The organism is Mesorhizobium sp. WSM4810 (assembly GCF_055811235.1).
In genome coordinates, this window is sequence record NZ_JBVVQV010000003.1 from 406,933 (window position 1) to 424,508 (window position 17,576).

General features: G+C 62.4%; 15 protein-coding genes, 1 tRNA gene and 2 pseudogenes. 8 read left to right on the plus strand and 10 right to left on the minus strand.

All coding sequences use genetic code 11. The annotated features are described in order from the left end of the window. Positions 1-21: 21 nt before the first annotated feature. Positions 22-1,812: an aspartate--tRNA ligase gene (aspS, locus tag AC0L3O_RS07005; protein ID WP_473615241.1), complete on the minus strand. Its 1,791-nt coding sequence runs from the start codon at positions 1,810-1,812 to the stop codon at positions 22-24. Positions 1,813-2,070: 258 nt separating this feature from the next. Between aspS and AC0L3O_RS07010 the strand changes: the two genes are divergently transcribed. The 3 genes from AC0L3O_RS07010 (at position 2,071) to rnd (ending at position 5,229) form a co-directional block, all read left to right on the plus strand. Continuing rightward, positions 2,071-2,574, plus strand: a complete 504-nt coding sequence (locus AC0L3O_RS07010; protein WP_023798437.1) for a DUF3280 domain-containing protein — start codon at positions 2,071-2,073, stop codon at positions 2,572-2,574. A gap of 161 nt (positions 2,575-2,735) precedes the next feature. Then, the gene (locus tag AC0L3O_RS07015; protein ID WP_023798438.1) at positions 2,736-3,980 is read left to right on the plus strand and encodes an MFS transporter; all 1,245 of its coding nucleotides are present in this window, start codon (positions 2,736-2,738) and stop codon (positions 3,978-3,980) included. A 97-nt stretch (positions 3,981-4,077) separates the two neighbouring features. Further along, positions 4,078-5,229: a ribonuclease D gene (rnd, locus tag AC0L3O_RS07020; protein ID WP_023798439.1), complete on the plus strand. Its 1,152-nt coding sequence runs from the start codon at positions 4,078-4,080 to the stop codon at positions 5,227-5,229. A gap of 365 nt (positions 5,230-5,594) precedes the next feature. Here the strand turns inward: rnd and AC0L3O_RS07025 are convergent, their stop codons facing one another. Next, positions 5,595-6,134, minus strand: coding sequence for a hypothetical protein (locus AC0L3O_RS07025; protein ID WP_031254642.1), 540 nt, complete (start codon positions 6,132-6,134; stop codon positions 5,595-5,597). A 25-nt stretch (positions 6,135-6,159) separates the two neighbouring features. Next, a complete protein-coding gene (gene guaB, locus AC0L3O_RS07030) occupies positions 6,160-7,662 on the minus strand; it encodes an IMP dehydrogenase (protein WP_128170730.1) in 1,503 nt (500 codons plus the stop codon). A gap of 377 nt (positions 7,663-8,039) precedes the next feature. Between guaB and AC0L3O_RS07035 the strand changes: the two genes are divergently transcribed. After that, positions 8,040-9,458 (plus strand): MFS transporter, encoded by a 1,419-nt coding sequence (locus AC0L3O_RS07035; RefSeq protein WP_473615221.1) that lies wholly within the window; start codon positions 8,040-8,042, stop codon positions 9,456-9,458. Positions 9,459-9,651: 193 nt separating this feature from the next. Here AC0L3O_RS07035 and AC0L3O_RS07040 read toward each other — a convergent pair whose 3' ends face one another. Further along, complete coding sequence (locus AC0L3O_RS07040) at positions 9,652-10,347, minus strand: RlmE family RNA methyltransferase (RefSeq protein WP_027154665.1); 696 nt, start codon at positions 10,345-10,347, stop codon at positions 9,652-9,654. A 136-nt stretch (positions 10,348-10,483) separates the two neighbouring features. Continuing rightward, entirely contained in the window at positions 10,484-11,857 is a 1,374-nt protein-coding gene (locus AC0L3O_RS07045; protein WP_128246729.1) for a Ppx/GppA phosphatase family protein, read from the minus strand. Between the two features lie 374 nt (positions 11,858-12,231). Between AC0L3O_RS07045 and AC0L3O_RS07050 the strand changes: the two genes are divergently transcribed. Next, entirely contained in the window at positions 12,232-13,164 is a 933-nt protein-coding gene (locus tag AC0L3O_RS07050; RefSeq protein ID WP_023803148.1) for a lysylphosphatidylglycerol synthase domain-containing protein, read from the plus strand. Positions 13,165-13,304: 140 nt separating this feature from the next. Next, a tRNA-Gln gene (locus AC0L3O_RS07055) sits at positions 13,305-13,378 on the plus strand. A 13-nt stretch (positions 13,379-13,391) separates the two neighbouring features. Here the strand turns inward: AC0L3O_RS07055 and AC0L3O_RS07060 are convergent. After that, a complete protein-coding gene (locus AC0L3O_RS07060; protein ID WP_128170734.1) occupies positions 13,392-13,598 on the minus strand; it encodes a hypothetical protein in 207 nt (68 codons plus the stop codon). Between the two features lie 193 nt (positions 13,599-13,791). Between AC0L3O_RS07060 and AC0L3O_RS07065 the strand changes: the two genes are divergently transcribed. Continuing rightward, positions 13,792-13,941: a hypothetical protein gene (locus AC0L3O_RS07065; protein WP_023803149.1), complete on the plus strand. Its 150-nt coding sequence runs from the start codon at positions 13,792-13,794 to the stop codon at positions 13,939-13,941. Between the two features lie 291 nt (positions 13,942-14,232). On the opposite strand, the gene AC0L3O_RS07070 is transcribed toward AC0L3O_RS07065, so the two are convergent. Beyond that, complete coding sequence (locus AC0L3O_RS07070; RefSeq protein WP_473615222.1) at positions 14,233-14,583, minus strand: hypothetical protein; 351 nt, start codon at positions 14,581-14,583, stop codon at positions 14,233-14,235. A gap of 227 nt (positions 14,584-14,810) precedes the next feature. Here AC0L3O_RS07070 and AC0L3O_RS07075 point away from each other — a divergent pair. Then, a pseudogene (locus AC0L3O_RS07075) lies at positions 14,811-14,942 on the plus strand (XRE family transcriptional regulator); the annotation flags it as partial. A 488-nt stretch (positions 14,943-15,430) separates the two neighbouring features. Here AC0L3O_RS07075 and AC0L3O_RS07080 read toward each other — a convergent pair. From AC0L3O_RS07080 to AC0L3O_RS07090, 3 genes and pseudogenes are all read right to left on the minus strand, one after another. Continuing rightward, positions 15,431-16,153 carry a hypothetical protein gene (locus AC0L3O_RS07080; protein ID WP_473615223.1) on the minus strand — a complete coding sequence of 241 codons (723 nt, stop codon included), beginning with the start codon at positions 16,151-16,153 and terminating at the stop codon, positions 15,431-15,433. Between the two features lie 235 nt (positions 16,154-16,388). Continuing rightward, entirely contained in the window at positions 16,389-16,583 is a 195-nt protein-coding gene (locus AC0L3O_RS07085; RefSeq protein WP_023803155.1) for a hypothetical protein, read from the minus strand. Positions 16,584-16,723: 140 nt separating this feature from the next. Continuing rightward, positions 16,724-17,564 (minus strand): annotated as a pseudogene (locus AC0L3O_RS07090) (ATP-dependent DNA ligase). Positions 17,565-17,576 lie beyond the last annotated feature (12 nt).

Sequence of the window (17,576 nt, forward strand, 5' to 3'; positions counted from 1 at the left end):
AGAGTCGGTTGCGGGAGGTTTTTAACCCTCTTTCTTGGTCACTGCGACGCGCAGCGACAATTCGCGAAGCTGTTGCGGGCTGGCTTCCGACGGCGCGCTCATCAACAGATCATAGGCCTGCTGGTTCATCGGGAACATCGTCACTTCACGAAGGTTCCTGGCACCGACCAGCAGCATGACGACGCGGTCGATGCCGGCCGCCATGCCGCCATGCGGCGGTGCGCCGTACTGGAAGGCGCGGTAGAGGCCGCCGAAGCGCTCCTCGACCGTCTCGCGATTGAGCCCGACAGTCTCGAATGCCTTGACCATGGTTTCCGGCAGATGGTTGCGGATGCCTCCGCTAGCGATCTCGAAACCATTGCAGACCATGTCATACTGGAACGCTTTGATGCCGAGCAGATCCTCACCGTTGAGCGCATCGATGCCGCCCTGCGGCATCGAGAACGGGTTGTGGGCGAAATCGATTTTTTTCTCGTCTTCGTTCCATTCGAAGAAGGGAAAGTCGACGATCCAGCATAGTTCGAAACGGTCGCGATCGACCAGGTTCAGCTCCTCGCCGGCGCGGGTGCGGGCCGCGCCCGCGAACGAGACGAACTTTTTCGGGTCGCCGGCGACGAAGAAGGCGGCGTCACCATCGGCAAGCCCGAGTTGGAGGCGGATTGACTCGGTGCGCTCCTCGCCGATGTTCTTGGCGAGCGGACCGGCGCCTTCGAGCTTCTCGCCCTCCTTGCGCCAGAAGATGTAGCCGAGGCCCGGCTGGCCCTCGCCTTGCGCCCAGGAATTCATCCGGTCGCAGAAAGCGCGTGAACCGCCGGTCCTGGCCGGAATGGCCCAGACCTCGGCCTTCGGGTCGTTGGCAAGGATGTTGGCGAACACCTTGAAGCCGGACTCGCGGAAATGTTCGGAGACCGCCTGCATCTCGATCGGGTTGCGCAGGTCCGGCTTGTCGGTGCCGTATTTGCGCATGGCGACGTCATAGGCGATGCGCGGAAACTCCTGCGTCACCGGCTTGCCGGCGGCAAAGGACTCGAACACGCCCCGCATCACCGGCTCCATGGTCCCCAGAATGTCGTCCTGCTCGACGAAGCTCATTTCCAGGTCGAGTTGGTAGAATTCGCCCGGCAGCCGGTCGGCGCGCGGGTCCTCGTCGCGGAAGCAAGGCGCTATCTGGAAGTAACGGTCGAAGCCCGACACCATGATCAATTGCTTGTATATCTGCGGCGCCTGCGGCAGCGCGTAAAAGGTGCCGGGATGGATACGTGACGGCACCAGGAAATCACGCGCGCCTTCGGGCGACGAAGCGGTCAGTATCGGCGTCGAGAATTCGGTGAAGCCGACCTCGCCCATGCGCTTGCGCATCTCGGCAATGATCTTCGTGCGCGCCACGATGTTCTTGTGCAGCGTGTCGCGGCGCAAATCGAGGAAGCGGTATTTGAGACGGATGTCCTCGGGATAGTCCGGCTCGCCGAACACCGGCAGCGGCAGTTCCTTGGCCGCCGACAGCACTTCGATCTCGCGCGCGAAAACCTCGATTTCGCCTGTCGGCAAATTGGCGTTCGCGGTCTCGGCCAGACGGGCCTTGACCTCGCCGTCGACGCGGACGACCCATTCGCCGCGCACGGTCTCGGCAATCTTGAAAGCCGGCGAATCCGGGTCGGCGACGATCTGCGTCAGGCCATAGTGGTCGCGCAAATCAATGAACAGCAGGCCGCCATGATCGCGTACGCGATGCACCCAGCCCGAAAGGCGAACGGAAGAGCCGACGTCGCTTTTCCTCAACTGGGCACAGGTATGGCTGCGGTAACGATGCATTGTCATGGGTAAGTCCGGATGTCTGATTGCGGCCAAGGCATGATGGCCCGGCCCGAAAATTTGCGCGAAAAGCACATGAGAGGCCGCCTTTGTCAAGGCAGGCGTCGCCCGGGCAGCATCTTGATTCGAACTTCGGCATTCGTCCGTGGCTGTGTGAAAACTCCGCACCACAGTCAAAGTGTAGAATTTCCTCCGCCTGATCGTGATCAGCGTGGCCGAGCCGTGTACAATGGCCGTCACATTGGCGGGAGGACTACCATGCGCATTCGCACATTGACTGTCCTGGTGATGCTGCTTGTCGGCACCTGCGCATTTGCACACGCACAGACAAAGCCGATGTCCATCGAGGTGTTTCCTTTCGAATTGGAAGACAAGAGCGCTGGCGCAGGCATAATTCCGCCGGATGAACATGATAGGCGCTATCTGTCCGAGTCGGCACAAATGGCGAAGGACATGCTCTCCCAGTCAGGGCGCTTTACAGTGCTTGATGTGCCAGCCGGGGATGAGCAGGCGGTGGCGCCGCACGGATTGCGCAATTGCGGCGGCTGTGAAAGCAAGATCGCCAAAGAGCACGGCGCGTCTCTTGCCTTGCTGGGCGTCGTAACGCGCGTCAGCCGAACAGAGCATACGATGTTCATTCGCATCCTCGACGCTGATACCGGGCAACCTGTTTCGCAGGGGTTTACCGACCTGCGCATGGGTGCGAATTACGCGTGGCCCCGCTCCGTCAAATGGCTGATGAAAAACAGAATTCTTCGATAGGGCGGCAAGCCACCCGAGTGCGCCATCGGCAGCGCGAAGGATTCCCAGCTAAAATCAAACCGATACGTTGATAGCCGGCGCTGGCCTGCTAACCGCCGGCAATTGCCGCTGGCATTGGCGTGGGCGATGGTTCAAGAAGGATCAACGACAGGCCCTCCTTCATGTCCTCCATGCGCCCGCTGATCCCGCTCCTTATTGCCGCCGGCATCCTGCTCGGCGGCAACGGCCTGCAGAGCACCTTGATCGCATTGCGCGGGGCGCAGGAGGGGTTTTCGGCCTCGACCATCGGGCTGATGGGGACGTTCTATTTCGCCGGCTTCCTGCTCGGCTGCCTCGCCGTCACCCACATCATGAAGGCCGTCGGCCATGTCCGCGCGTTTTCCGCGCTGGCGGCGATCGCTTCGGCCGGGACATTGCTTTTGGTGCTGGTCGTCGACCCGGTCATGTGGTGCGCGTTGCGTCTCGCCGGCGGCTTCTGCTTCGCCGGCCTGTTCACCATCATGGAAGCCTGGCTCAATTCCGGGGCCGCCAACAAGGACCGCGCGCGGGTGCTGGCCATCTACCGGATGGTCGACATCGGTTCGGTCACCGGCGCACAGTTCCTGATCCCGATCGTTGGCGCCGGCGGTTTCGCCATCTTCGCCGTCATGTCGATCATGATCACGCTCTCGCTGGTGCCGGTGTCGCTCGGCGATCGCTCCAACCCGACCCCGCCCGAAGACGTCAAGCTCGACCTCGCCCGCGTCTGGCGGATCTCGCCGCTCGGCTGCTTCGGCTGCATTGCCGTCGGGGTCACCAACAGCGCTTTTCGCACTTTGTCGCCGGTCTATGCCGAACAGATCGGCATGTCGGTCACCGACGTCGTCACCTTCGTCAGCGTCGGCATATTCGGCGGCGCCATCATCCAGTATCCGCTCGGCTATCTGTCCGACCGCTGGGACCGGCGTTCGGTGCTGCTGATAACGACGTGCTGCGCGCTGCTGGCGTCGCTGGCGCTGGTGTTCTGGGCGCGCAGCGATCCGTCCCTCAACTTCGTGATCGTCTTCATCTTCGGCTGCTTCGCCATGCCGCTCTATTCGCTGTCGGCGGCGCACTCCAACGACCGCGCCGACAAGGGCGAGTTCGTGCTGATCAACGCGGCGCTGATGCTGTTCTATTCCTTCGGCGCCATTGGCGGGCCGTTCGCCGCCTCGACGGCGATGCAGTATTTCGGGCCAAGCGCGCTGTTCGTGTTCACCGCCACCGTCTACGCCATCTTCGTCGTGGTCATCCTGTACCGGATGCAGGTGCGATCGGGCGTGCCGGCCGGCCATCGCAGCCGTTTCATCGGCCTTTTGCGCACATCGACGGTGTTCGCCCGGCTGGCCAAGCGCAACGATGATTCCGACGGGCCTGCCAGGCAATGATGACGGCCCGCCAGGTCTTGAAACCCGGACAGCGGCTTGACGAAAGCCCGCGCGGCTGAAATTGAAGGAGACCTTACACTTTGCCAAAAGCGATTTGATGCACGTCATCACCACCCAAAAAGAACTCGAGACCGCTCTCGCCGCGTTCGAAAAGTCGGATTTCGTCACCGTCGACACCGAATTCATTCGGGAGACGACCTTTTGGCCGATTCTCTGCCTGATCCAGATGGCAGCACCCGGGGTGACGGCGCTGATCGACCCGCTGTCACCCGATATCGACCTGAAGCCGTTCTTCAGGCTGATGGCCAACGAGGCGGTCGTCAAAGTCTTCCATGCGGCGCGCCAGGACATCGAAATCATCGTTCATCTCGGCGATCTGGTGCCGCATCCTGTGTTCGACACCCAGGTGGCGGCGATGGTTTGCGGCTTCGGCGACAGCGTCTCCTATGACCAACTCGTCCAGAAGGTCACCGGCGCCCGGCTCGACAAGTCCTCACGTTTCACCGACTGGCGCCATCGGCCGCTTTCCGAAAAACAGCTCGACTACGCGCTTGCCGACGTCACCCATCTGATCGAGGTCTACCAGCACCTCAGCGCGGAGCTGGTGCGGGAAAACCGCGCCCACTGGCTGAACGAGGAGATGGACGTGCTGACCGCCCGCGAAACCTACGATCCGCATCCGGAGGACGCCTGGAAGCGGCTGAAGATGCGGCTGCGCAAGCCGCAGGAACTGGCGATCGTGCAAGCGGTGGCGGCATGGCGCGAGCGTGAGGCGCGCGAACGCGACGTGCCGCGCGGCCGGGTGCTCAAGGACGACGCCATCTATGAGGTGGCGCAGCAGGCGCCGCGCGATGCGGCAGCACTCGGCAAGCTGCGCACCACGCCGAAAGGCTGGGAACGCTCGGCGACGGCAACGGCGCTGCTTGGCGCGGTCAACAGCGCGCTTGCCTTGCCCAGGGAAGAGATGCCGAAGCTGCCGAAGAGTTTTCAGCCGCCCGAAGGCTCCAATGCCGCCGCGGAACTGCTGAAAGTGCTGTTGCGGATCGTCGCCGAAAAGGAGGGCGTCGCTTCGAAGGTGCTGGCCTCGAGCGACGACATCGACCGCATCGCCGCCGAGGGCGAGGACGCCGACGTGCCGGCCTTGCAAGGCTGGCGACGCGCCGTGTTCGGCGAGGCGGCGCTCAAACTGGTGCGCGGCGAGCTCGCCATCAAGTTCGACAAGCGCAAGATCGCGCTGTTCGATTTGTAGCGTCTGCGACGTCCTTCTCCCCTTGCGGAGAAGGTGGATCGGCGCGTTAGCGCCGAGACGGATGAGGGGTTCTGGAAGAAACGCCGCGTTAAAATATTGAATGATTTTAACGATTTAATGGCCGCGATCCTTCCAACACCCCTGCCATGAAAGTAACTTCAAACTCTGTTTCATTTCAATCGGATAGCGGCTTGGGCCAAGGGCTCGATTTCAAAGCCGATATATCAGAGAAAGCGCCCGCGCACCTTTCATCTACGATGGCGCCCGGCGCCGGGCGATGTGTCTCATCCGACCGAGTTGAGCCTGTCCTCAAAGGCATGACCCGTGGGCTCGGCCACCTTCTCCCACAAAGGGGAGAAGGGCAGTCAGCGCTGTTTCTGAGCGGCCAGGTGAAATACCGCGATGACGATCACGGGTATCGCCAGAAGCGCGAATTTGATGACGATCAGCGCCGAGGCGAAGGACAGCGAGTCCGGATTGGCCGACAGGAAATCGGAGAGCATGCGGGCCACCGCGATGTTCTGCGCATAATCGGCAAGCGTGTAGGGCAGCACCAGGACGAGCGCGAACAGCGACTGAAGCTGGGCCGACAGAGCCCGGAAGTTCTTCAGCCGCCGCCCGGCGGCAAGGATCAGGCTGACCAATGTGAGCGACAGCAGCGCCGGAAATAGCAGGTCGAAGGTCAGGTAATGCCAGACCAGGATGATCTCGCTGCCGCGACGCCCGAGTGCCGTCAGCCAGGCCATGCCCTCGTCCGGGGTGAACCCGGCAAAGCGCAAATCGAGCGACGGCAGGCCGCCGCTCAGCTGGCGGAAATAGAGGAACTCCATCGCCGTCATGGCGACGAAAACCCCCGCGCAGACAAAACAGAGCGCGGCAGCGTGGCGCGACAGCCGCAGCATCATTGCCGTCAGGCTTCGTGCGAACTGGTTAGGCTCCGCCGGGGTAATTCGGGCTTTCGCGGGTGATCGTGACGTCATGGGCGTGGCTTTCACGAAGTCCGGCGTTGGATATGCGTACAAACGTGGCGCGGTCGCGGAAATCGGCAAGGTCGCGCCCGCCGACATAACCCATAGCGGCTTTCAGGCCGCCGGCAAGCTGGTGCAGCACGCCGGACACAGGTCCTTTGTAAGGCACCTGGCCTTCGATGCCTTCCGGCACCAGTTTCAGCGTGTCGCGAACCTCGGCCTGGAAATAGCGGTCGGCGGAGCCACGCGCCATGGCGCCGACCGAGCCCATGCCGCGATAGGCTTTGAACGAGCGGCCCTGGTGCAGATAGACTTCGCCCGGGCTCTCGTCGGTGCCGGCCAGCAGCGACCCGATCATGGCGGCACTGGCGCCGGCGGCGAGCGCCTTGGCGAGATCGCCGGAATATTTTATGCCGCCATCGGCGATGACCGAGACGCCCGATTTCTGCGCCGTCTCGACCGCCGACATGATCGCGGAAAGCTGCGGCATGCCGACGCCGGCGACGATGCGGGTGGTGCAGATGGAACCCGGCCCGATGCCGACCTTGACGGCATCGGCGCCGGCATCGATCAGCGCCAGCGTGCCTTCTGAAGTGGCGACGTTGCCGGCCAGGATGCGGACCGAATTGGACAGTTTCTTGGCCCGCGTCACCGCATCGAGCACGCGTTGCGAGTGACCATGCGCGGTATCGATCACCAAAAGGTCGACGCCGGCATCGATGAGCCGCTCGGCGCGCTCAAAACCGTCATCGCCGACGCTGGTGGCGGCCGCCGCGCGCAAGCGCCCCTGCACGTCCTTGGTGGCGTGCGGGTTGAGCTGCGACTTCTCGATGTCCTTGACGGTGATCAATCCGACGCAATTGCCGCCGCTATCGACCACGACCAGCTTCTCGATGCGGTGCTGGTGCAGGAGCCGCTTGGCCTCGTCCTGATCGACATTTTCCTTGACCGTGATCAGGTTCTCACGGGTCATCAACTCGTAGACTTTCTGGGCCGGGTCGGAGGCGAAGCGCACGTCGCGGTTGGTCAGGATGCCGACCAGCCGTCCGACCGTGTGCCCGCCAGCGCCGCCATTCTCGACCACCGGAATGCCCGAGATGCTGTAGTTGCGCATCAGCCCCAGGGCGTCGGCGAGCGTCGCATCGGGGCCGATGGTGACGGGGTTCACCACCATGCCGGATTCGAACTTTTTGACTTGCCGCACCTGCTCGGCCTGTTCGGCAGGCGAGAAATTGCGGTGGATGACGCCGATGCCGCCGGCCTGGGCCATGGCGATGGCAAGACGCGCCTCGGTGACGGTATCCATGGCGGCGGAGAGGATCGGCACGTTGAGGTCGATGTCGCCGGCAATGCGGGTGCCGATATCGGTTTCGCCGGGCATGACCTCGGAATGACCCGGCTGCAGCAGCACATCGTCAAAGGTCAGCGCCAATGCGCCCGTGGACGTTTCGATAATCTTTGCCATGGCCAGCCCTCGGAATGCATGAAAAGCGCTGGACCGGATGGACAGCGCCGACTCGTCTTCTTCCCTTTCAGGATTGGCGCTGGCTCGTAACACGTCCCGTCGCCGTTGAAAAGCCGATTGCTTGTGCACGACAGGGCCGCGAACCCAGCTTAATGCCTTTCGCGGTGACGGATGGCGACCGGCATTCACCGCTGGTGATTGGCGAAAGCCGAAGCGGCCGCCTCGCCGACGGCGCTGCTCCGGAGTTTTGTTGGGCATGCCCGCTGCCAGGTCGCTCAAATGTGACAGCAAGTTAAGGCGACATCCAACGCAACCCGTGGTAACCGCCCTGCCTGTCGGCTTGCCCGGTCGGCAACAATCGAATCCGGACGCGCTCCATGAACCGCACCATTCCGCTTATCCTGGCGGTCGCCCTTTTCATGGAAAACATGGATTCGACCGTTATCGCAACGTCGCTGCCGGCGATCGCCGTCGACCTCCAGACCAGCCCGGTGGCGCTCAAGCTGGCGCTGACCGCCTATCTGGTATCGCTGGCGGTGTTCATTCCGATCAGCGGCTGGATGGCCGACCATTTTGGCGCCAAGACCGTGTTTCGCGCCGCGATTGCCGTGTTCATCGTCGGATCGGTCGCTTGCGCGGTGTCGAATTCGCTGCCGGCCTTCGTGGTCTCACGCTTCCTGCAAGGCATTGGCGGCGCCATGATGACGCCGGTGGGACGGCTGGTGCTGGTGCGCGCCACGCCGAAGAGCGAGCTCGTCGCCGCGATGTCGTGGCTGACCGTTCCGGCATTGGTCGGGCCGCTCGTCGGGCCGCCGGTCGGCGGTTTCATCACCACCTATTTCAGCTGGCACTGGATCTTCCTGATCAATGTGCCGATCGGGCTGATCGGCATCTGGCTGGCCACGCGCTTCCTGCCGGAGACCGAAGCGGCGCCAACGCCGCCGCTCGATTTCATCGGCTTCGTGCTGAGCGGCCTGGCGGCATCGGGCATCGTTTTCGGCCTGTCGGTGGTCAGCCTGCCGGCCTTGCCGCCGATTGCCGGCTTCCTCACCGTGGCTGTCGGGCTGGTTTCTGCCGTGCTTTACCTCCTGCATGCGCGCCGCGCCGAAAATCCGCTGCTGGCGCTCGAACTGTTCCGCAACCAGGTGTTCCGCGCCTCGGTCCTCGGCGGCGGGCTGTTCCGCATCGGCATCGGCGCCGTACCCTTCCTTTTGCCGCTGATGTTCCAAATCGGCTTCGGGCTGACGCCGTTCCAGTCGGGAATGATCACCTTCGTGGCGGCGATCGGCGCCATCGGCATGAAATTCGTCACCGCGCTGATCTTCCGGGTCGCCGGCTTCCGCCGCGTGCTGATCTTCGGCTCGCTGATCGCGGCGGCGTCGATTGCCATCAACGGCCTGCTGACGCCCGAGACGCCATATCTGCTGATCCTCGCCGCCATGCTCGCCGGCGGCTTCATCCGCTCGATGTTCTTCACCGGCATCAACGCGCTAGCCTATGCCGAGATTTCGACCGCCGACACCAGCAGGGCAACGCCGATCGCCGCAGTGTTCCAGCAACTGTCGATCGCGCTCGGCGTGGCGCTGGCCGGCGGCATTCTGGAAGTGTCGACGACAATCCATGGCGGGGCGCTGACGCTGAGCGACTTCCACATCGCGTTCTTCATTGTCGCGGCGGTGTCGGCCGCCGCATCGCTGTCATTCATGCGGCTGGCGCCCGATGCCGGCAACGCCGTATCGGGACATGGCGGGCTGACGGCGCCGAAGACGCTGGGGGTGGGTCCACCGGGATCGTAGGCTCTCTCCCTTCTCCCCTTGTGGGAGAAGGTGGATCGGCGCGCAGCGCCGAGACGGTTGAGGGGGTGTTGGACGGAATGAGGCGTTGGTGATTTTGCCGATGTATACGAGAGTTTGCGTCAAGCTGGAGCACCCCTCATCCGACCGAGCTTCGCTCGGCCACCTTCTCCCACAAGGGGAGAAGGAAAGGACGCTAACCCTTGAAATCCTTCGCCAGCAGATAAAGCTCCACCGACTCGTCGCGCGAGGCCGGCGGTTTGACGTGGTGGACCGAGCGGAAATTCTGCTTGAGCCTGGCGAGCAATTCGTTCTCGGCGCCGCCCTGGAAAGTCTTGGCGAGGAAATGGCCGCCCGGCTTCAGCACCGAGAGGGCGAAATCGGCGGCCACCTCGCACAGATACATGGTGCGGATGTGATCGGTCCGGCGATGGCCGGTGGTGGGTGCGGCCATGTCGGACAAAACGATGTCCGGTTGGCCACCGAGCGTTTCGGCGAGCTTTTGCGGCGCCTGCGGGTCGAGAAAATCCATCAACAGCACCGGCGCGCCGGGCACCGCGTCCATTTCCAGATAGTCGATGCCGACGACATGCGGGTGTTCGGCGGTCGATTTCGTGCGCGCGGCGGCGACCTGGCACCAGCCGCCGGGTGCCGCGCCAAGGTCGATGACTTTCATGCCGGGCTTGAGCAGATGGTGCTTGTCGTCGATCTCGATCAGCTTGTAGGCCGCGCGCGAGCGGTAGCCGTCGGCCTTGGAACGCTGGACATAGGGGTCGTTGATGTGGCGCTGCAGCCAGCGGCGCGACGATTCCTTCAGGCCGCTTTTCTTCTTGATCCGCGTCTTCAGCACGCGAATGCCGGCAGAGCCTGGTTTTTCCGGTTTCCTGGTCATTGCCTGACTTCTTGTTTGAGCATGATATTTTCCGAAAACCGGTTGCCACTTTTCGCTGACACGGTCCTGCGGTTCGGGATCATGCATTCTGGTCTGAGCATGATCTTTTCCGAAAACCGGCTGCCACTTTTCGGGATCATGCTCGGCCCCGCCCATTGTTGCGCCAGACACCGTCGTCGGCCATCAATTCGCTCAATATGCCCTCGCGCAGGCCGCGGTCGGCGACGCGCAGCCGCTCCGACGGCCACACCGCGCGGATCGCTTCCAGGATGGCGCAGCCGGCCAGCACCAGATCGGCGCGATCGGCGCCGATGCAAGGATTGGCGACGCGCTGCTGAAAATCCCAGCCGACCAGTTTTTCGACCATGCGGTCGACGCTGTCGCGATCCATCCACAGCCCGTCGACGCGTCGGCGGTCGTAGCGGTCCAGGTCGAGGTGGACGCCGGCCAGCGTCGTCACCGTGCCCGAGGTGCCGAGCAAGTGGAATTTCGGGCTGGCGAGCACATGGCTCAGCCGGTCGCGCCCGTCGAAGGCGTGCAGGCGCACAGCCACATCCTCGACCATGGCGGCAAAGATCTCACGGGTGACGGCGCGGCCGCCGAAGCGCTCGGCCAGCGAGACGACGCCGACCGGCAGCGACGTCCAGGAGACGATGTGGTTGGCGAGCCTCGGCGAGCGGTGGCCGGTGAGATCGATCAGCGCGATTTCCGAGGAGCCGCCGCCGATATCGAACAGGACGACGCCTTGCGTGTCGCGGTCGACCAGCGAGCCGCAGCCCGACACCGCCAGCCGCGCCTCGGTCTGGCGGTCGATGATCTCGAGTTTCAACCCCGCCTCGCGCTCGACGCGGTCGAGGAACTCGGCGCCGTTGGCGGCCGTGCGGCAGGCTTCGGTGGCGATCAGCCGGGCCTTCCTGATCTTGCGGTTGCGCAATTTGTCACCGCAGATCTTCAGCGCCTCGACCGCACGGTCCATCGCCGGCTGCCCGAGCCGGCCATTGGCGGTGAGGCCCTCGCCCAGCCTGACGATGCGCGAGAAAGCGTCGATGACGCGGAACTGGCCGTGGCGCGTCGGCACCGCCACCAGCAGCCGGCAATTGTTGGTGCCAAGATCGAGTGCCGCAAACACCGGCAGTTCCTGCAGCGGCGGGCGGCGAGCAGCCGGCTCCGGCCGGCCTGGCGCAACCGACGGCAAGGCCGCGACGATCGCCGCGGGCGGGCGGCTGGCCGGAGCGCTGACAGCAGCAGACGCCACTCCGGCCGCAGCGAGGCGAGCGTCGTCGCGAGCAAAAACCTTGCGGCCGCGCCGGCGTTTGCGCCGCTTCCTGGTCTTGGCCTTCTGGCCATTCTGATGCTGGGACGCGTCGCCTGCCTGTCCGTGACCGGACCAAGGCTGCACCGGGCGGCCATTGTGCCGGCCGGTGGGTGGGCTTGCCTGGCCCGAAGGCGGCGGCGAAGCCCTGGACACGCCCACTTCCGGCGCGCCGGCGCCGGTGTCGTGGTCTTCCACTTCAGTTCCTTCCGGCGCCGCGCGAACCGGAGACCGGACGCAGCAGGCGCTTTCATGTGTTCCAAGTTGCCACCAGACTAGCAGCGCCGGGCCGGATCACCAAGAGCGCAGGGGTCGAATTTGTCGGCGGCATTGTCTCGCCGCTCCGCTCGGCCCGATGATGGCGGGACAGCGCCCCCCTCTGTCCTGCCGGACAGAGGGGGGCGCGAAGGATCGCCAGCCTTTCCTTCTCCCGCAGCAGCGCCTTGCCAGTTGAATAGCCGGCTTCGATAAGGCATTTCTGAAATGGCGGGTATGAAACATTCGAAATCGCGGGCAGTTTTCCTGACGCGAACCGAACGGGCAACGGGGCTGCAACGCATGATCGTCACGCCATGAACTGGAGGCGTTATTTCTGGCCGGTCGTCGGCGTTGCGGCGGTCGTCTTCTCGCTATGGCTGCTGCTGCACGAGCTGCGCGGCATCTCGCTCGACGACGTCTGGGACGGCATCGTCGCCATCCCTGCCCGCGGCTGGGTGCTCGCCGCGCTGAGCTCGGTCATCGCCTATGCGTCGCTGGCCGGCTACGATCACATCGCGCTCCTGCATATCGGCAAGAAAGTGTCGCGGCTGTTCGTCACCCTGTGCTCCTTCACCACCTACGCGCTGTCGCACAATATCGGCGGCTCGGTATTTTCAGGCGCGGTGATCCGCTACCGCGCTTACGGAACCAGGGGCCTGACCGGACAGGACGTCGGCATTCTGGTGGCGATCTGCTGGATTACCTTCGTGCTGTCGACGGTGTTGGTTTCAGGCATCGTGCTGGTGCTCGCGCCGGAGATCGTCGACCGTTTTTCCGGCACGCCGCATCATCGGCTTTCGCAGGCGGCGGGGCTCGCGATGCTGCTCGTGGTGGCGGCCTATGTCTTCGGCAGCTGGCTGCATCTCAGGCCATTGAAGATCGGAAGCTTCCAGGTCCATTATCCGGCGCTGCCGATCGTCGCGCGGCAATTGCTGATCGGCCCGATCGAGCTGCTGGCGGCGGCGGCGATCATCTTCTTCGCCCTGCCCGAAGCTGGCAATCCCGGATACTTCGTCGTGCTCGGCGTCTTCCTGATGTCGTTCTCGGTCGCCCAGATCTCGCATGCGCCGGGCGGGCTCGGCGTGTTCGAGGTCGTCTTCCTGGCCGGCCTGTCGCATATGGACCCGGTCGGCGTGCTGGCAGCACTGCTGGTGTTCCGGCTGTTCTACCTGATCATCCCGCTGGTGATGGCGCTCGGCGTCGTGCTGTATTTCGAGCACTCGCAGCTCGGGCGAAGGGAGAATTGAGGGGCGGCTTTGAACCACGCCCTTATGAAATGTGCCGATTGAAATGCCTTCGGCAGGCTTGACTATTTTCCGACGGCGGCTACAAGGCACGCGCGGCGCCATCGTCGCCCTGCCGCGTGGTTTTCAACAGCCGCGCCTGCTGGGGAATAGGTTAACGGTAGACCCACGGACTCTGACTCCGTTAGTCCTGGTTCGAATCCAGGTTCCCCAGCCAACAGTTTCCGCAATTAAATCAGCCCCTTATGCAGAACAATCGCGACCGAAACGTGTTGCATGGGTTTTCCTGCCCTGTAGCGCGCAAACCCTTGCATTCCGGGCATGTCCCGCCCCGTCCCTTTCTGTCCATGCAACACGATTGCAACACGGATCAGCCAATTTGTTCCCGCCATGTTCCTAGAGAGCGCGCCTTCGCCGGTGCCAATTGCGGTGCCCATTTTTTTCCTGCGACTGTCGGCAGGTCCGTGCGACAATCCCGCCGGGGAATCAACGCGGGATTTCTTACATGACGAAACTGAGCACTCTAAAACGCCGATGATGGACAGCGATAGCGCGGCTGCATTAGTTTACCACGATCTCAAAACGTCTCAGCGCGCGACTTTCCAGGTTGCCGCCGAGTGAGGTCGTTGGTTGACCGCGTCGCTGGTGCTAGTCCATTCTGGTGCGCTGTTCGGCATGTTTTCGTTGCTGAACAATCCAGCCAGCCAACCTGCGACGCTGGAAGCACTCAAAGCCCCGGTCTGGTGCTTCGTGGCTGGCCTTCTGCTGGCGCTGGCATAGGGTTTCTTCGCTTGGATCAACTGGTCGATGCACTCGTTCAATTACGCGTCCTCGGCACGATACGATATGCTATGGACGCTGAGAAGTGGATCGATCCTCCACCCTTCCAAAGGGCGTTGGACATCACGAACTGGGGCAGCATCGCTTGCGGTTTGCTTTCTGCCCTATCCATTGCGGCGGGCGCGGCTTTGATCCTGCATGGGGACTATCTAGCTGCAATATTCGGAATTTGATCCCGCCCATAGACCGCCACCGTGAGGGCAGCGGAGTCTCTGGGCTCAGTTGGGCGTGTTAGAACCAGCGCTCCCGGCGCTGGTCGCTGGCCACAAGAACAAGGCCCAACAGCAAGCCTACAGCCGCGCCCAGCATGAAGGCGGACGATAGCGTGCCAGGATTTTCTTGAACGACACCGGAAGCCGTAGACGCCCTTTTGCGAAGTGCTTGCGTTGTCCGAGACACGCTATCGGCCGCGCCCTCATACCAACCAGTGGCTTCTTCGACCACCTCTTCAGCACGCTCCGCGAGCGTCCGATTGATTTTGTTGATCTCGCGCTTCAGCTGCGCAACTTGCTTCTCCAAGGCTTCCTGCGCTTCGCGCTGCGTCTCCGTCGGCTTTGCGTCTTCGTTTGGGTCGTCGGCCATTGTGATGATCTCCGTTTTGGGTGGGGGCTCAACGGCCGCCGCCGCGTATGGTTCCTCAGCGACAAAAAGCCCGCCACCTTGAAGGCAGCGGGCTAGCAGCGGCAGAGTTTGCCGCCCGTCAGTGACGCTCTGCCGGTGCTTCGAGAAACTCCATGAAGTTCTCAACCACCTTGTCGATCGGCATTGACCGCGCATTGCATCCGCGAAGAATGGCGGGCGGCGATCTTGACAATTTTGAAGCTGGGAAGCGGGCGCCGTATGACCGCACTCTGCTTGACCTTCAGGCAGCGCTCGAATGGGCCGGCGTCGAGTTCATCCCCGAGAACGGCGGCGGCGCCGGTGTGAGGTTGCGGAAATGAAGACCAGGCGGCGCAAAAGATTTTGGGATCGAGCGAGAATGCGCCGGCTCTCCTCCATGACGGATCGCATCTCCGCAATCGTGGCCCGCGTGGCATCAACCTGCAACCGCGACCTCTCTACGTACACGTTATCGATTTGCCACGGGTCCATTGCCGTAACTCACTGCGACTAGCGTTTTCGAGGCGACTAGCGTTTTCGAGTTAGAAATCGGGCTTCCCGCATAAGTGACGGCCAGTCGGACCCCAGAAGAGCGATAAGCTCGCGAGCCTGCTCTTCGGTTATATTCGCCTCTTTAACCAAGCGCTGAACGACAGAGTCGTCAGGGGCCCCGCTGGGTGTTCTGTCCCTATCGTCAGCCATCGGAAAAAATCCTTAGGTAGCATAACGCGACCATTTGGACTGAGTTCCTCCACAATGACTTCCGCGATCACGGGATTACTCGGATCTCCCCAAGCTCGGTAGTATCAAGGCGGCGGACGCCAATCCGCTAGGCCGGCGCCCGACAAGGCAATCTACCCCAACGCCCCCCAAGTGGCGCCGGCCACTTACAGCCCCCTCGTTCGAAAGTTGGCTTCCAGTCGCGATTGCGCGCCCGCTGCTGGCCTTCGTAGAAGAACACCTGCCGTCGATCACCACCGGCAGCCTTGCAGTTTGAGCAGATAAAGAGCCCGACCAGGTCGTCATGCATCGGGCCGTGGTCACGGCCGAGCCTGTCAATCAGCGCCTGGATGTCGAGCTTCGTCGATTTGCAACACATCGGGTGCGCACAATTGACATAGATGGTCTCGCGGGCGGCCAGGGTGTCGGCGAGGGTCTTTTTGGGCATGGCGATCTCCGTTGAGGGCTCGCCGCAACGGGGAGGAATATAATCCTGAAAACGAGGGCGTCGGCAATAGGGGACGCCAACTCTTTGACATTGGGTTGATATTAGCTCAGGGGCCTCATTTCTTTCGGCCGGACTCTTTGCAACCTTCTCGCTATCGTGTGCGGCAACGGCGCGGCGTCTTGAAGCATCCATATCGATCATTGGCTGTCCGCGCTTGGCGCCGACCAACCGAAGCTGCGGAAAGCGAACAACTTGAATAACAAAATCACTCTGTATGGTCAGATCATCGACCAACACACCACCGAACCGAATGACCTTGCCGAGCGCGATCGCCTCGTCCAGCAGATGCGCGAACTCAACACGTTTCGCAATCGTGTCGTTCACGGTCCGTGGAGCGTATACCTCGGAGAAAAGAAGGCTTGGCAGAAACTCTCAGTCAACCGGCAAAATGCAACACACCAATTCTTTGAGGTGACTGCCGATGTAATTCGGGCGGCTGCTAGCGACCTCGCGAAATCCAGGTAGAGGCGTCTCACTTTGCCTTTGGCTTTCTAGTACCGAAAAAGGCATAGCAATGAGCGTGGCAGGCGACGAAAGACTAACGGCTGGGTAGCTCTGGCTACTTGCGCACGATCCATTCCAGCAAGTCAGGATCGACGTCATCGCTCCCGGTAAAGTCGCTGATCAAAAGCGCGGCAACCGACCGCCATTTGTCTTCGGGGATATTCTCTTCGATCACGGTTTTTATGAAGGCGCTACGCAGGATATCGCAGTCAAAAACCGATACCTGGGCGCCTGCCTGGGCTTTCGCCATCTCAGCCCTCCTGCCTCTAGGGCGGAAGCACTGCCATCTCCCAAGCGTCCGCGGTGCCTCTATTCGGTACGGACGACGTTGGGATTGTACGCTTTATTGCGAATTTCGCGAGTCCGGCCTCGCTCAATCTGGCGCGGCCTTCAATCCTCTTCCCGGAAATCCTGCAGCGATGCGTGCCGAAGATCCTCCTCGCACCTTAGATGCTTCACGCGGGCCTTGATGCCCCGGCTTGACCCAGTGCGTTGCCGGCCGCTTTGGCATATCCTTGGGCGGTGGCCCAGCATGTTCTTGGACACGCTTCCAAAGCCGCTCCCGCATCTCGCGGTTGACGCTCACGAACGCACTACCGATTATTTCCGGGTGCCTGGCTCAGCCATCAGAGCAAACGCCGGCTTGCCCCTCTCGCGTTCGACGCCGAGGAGTTCAAACTCGCTTTCGGTGAAGCATTTTGTCTTCAGCCAATTGGTAGTTGGGCCGCTGCGGATATTTGCTGTCTCGACGCTTCGATACCATCCCCTCCAGGCCGGCCGCGTCGATCAGATGATAGATCGCGTTGGCTTCGCCTGGCATCGTCTCGCTGAACTGGATGCGGCTGTCAGACCCTATAAGCCCGGCCAGGATTTCTCGCCGATCCTCAAGCGTCATGTCGCGCAAGTCGTGGCCGTTGAGATGCAGCAGATCGAACGCGACGAAATAGAGGTCGTGCTGGCGCCTCGTGATTGCCTTGCGCAGCGCGACAAAATCCGAAAGGCCAGCCTCATTCAAGACGACGACTTCGCCGTCGATGATGGCGTTCTGTACGTTGAGACCTTTGGCTGCCTCGACCAGGTCGCGGTACTTCGATGTCCAGTCTAGGCCGCGGCGGGTGAAGATCCGAGCGCCGCCGGCGTCGATGATGATTTGGGAGCGGTAGCCATCGAATTTGGCTTCATGCATCCAGTCATCGCCTTGGGGCGGCTTGGCGACCAAGGTAGGCATCATCGGAGGAATGAA